Origin of the sequence: Streptobacillus canis, from assembly GCF_009733925.1 — a bacterium.
In the GTDB taxonomy this organism is placed as follows: Bacteria; Fusobacteriota; Fusobacteriia; order Fusobacteriales; family Leptotrichiaceae; genus Streptobacillus; species Streptobacillus canis.
On record NZ_WOEI01000050.1, the window covers coordinates 1 to 1,255 of the forward strand.

Annotated in this window: 1 protein-coding gene and 1 pseudogene; both read left to right on the forward strand. The window is 21.9% G+C overall.

Annotated features, from left to right (window positions below; all coding sequences use genetic code 11):
* Positions 1-137 precede the first annotated feature (137 nt).
* Positions 138-515 carry a hypothetical protein gene (locus GM111_RS07995; RefSeq protein ID WP_156300570.1) on the forward strand — a complete coding sequence of 126 codons (378 nt, stop codon included), beginning with the start codon at positions 138-140 and terminating at the stop codon, positions 513-515.
* A 125-nt stretch (positions 516-640) separates the two neighbouring features.
* Positions 641-1,255 (forward strand): annotated as a pseudogene (locus tag GM111_RS08000) (ISNCY family transposase); the annotation flags it as partial.

Genomic DNA, 1,255 nt, shown 5'->3' on the forward strand with positions numbered 1-1,255 from the left:
AATATTAATATGATAATGTCTTAATATAATTAAAATAAAAATGTCCTAATTAAGTATAAGATTAAAAATAAAATTAATTAAATAATATATGATATAATATCTTTTGTAATTTTAATAGTAAGAAAGGTGTTATACATATGAGAAAGGTTGAGTTAAATATGAATGAAGAATTAAAATACAAAGTTATTAAAAAGGTTGTAGAAACAATTGGTAATAAAATTAATGCCTCAATAAAATTAAATCTATCTATACGTCAAATAAATAGATTAATTAAAGTTTTTAAAGAAAAAAGTAAAGTAGTATTTATTCATGGAAATAAAGGGAAAACTTCTAATAGAAAAGTATCTGATGTTTTAAAAAGAAATATCATCGATTTGTATAAGAATAAATACTATGATGCTAATATTAAACATTTCACAAAGTTATTATATGTATTAGAGATATTTTACTACAAAAGTATATTTTATCCCATAGAGCATCTAGAAACGTTAAAAATAAAGTTAAACAACAACTAATATGCCTAAACAATAAAAAACTCTCAAATAAACTTAAAAATGATATTTTAAATAAAATAGATAGAATTGATCATAATCCACACTGTAAAAGACAAAAATCAAAATATTTTGGTGAGTTAATACAAATGGATGACTCTACAAATACTGTTGTAGGTGCTTATCTTGATTATGAAGAAACTTTAAATGGTTATTACAACCTTTTACATCAAATTATTGAAAATTATGGAATACCTGTAGCTTTATATACAGATAAAAGAACTGTTTTTGAATATAAAAAGAAAAACTCTAATGCTATTGATAAAGATACTCATACACAATTTTCATATGCTTGTCATCAATTAGGTATTGAAATTAAAACTACCAGCATATCTCAAGCAAAGGGCTTAGTTGAAAAAGTTAACGACACCTTCCAACTAAGATTACCTATAGAGCTTAAAATAGCTGGTATTAAAAAAATTGAAGAGGCAAACGTCTTCCTAAAAGAGTATTTAAAAAAATACAATAATCAATTTGCTCTTCAAGTAAATAATATCAAAAATGTCTTTGAAAAACAAGAAGATATGGAATTAATTAAATATATATTAGCTGTTATGGATAAAAGAATAGTTAAAAATGATCATAGTATTAAATTTAATAATAATAGTTATTTCTTAATAGATGAAGATAGTAATAGACAGTATATTAAAGCAAAAACAGAAGTATTAGTTATTAAAGCATTTGATAAAAATATTTATGCTAGT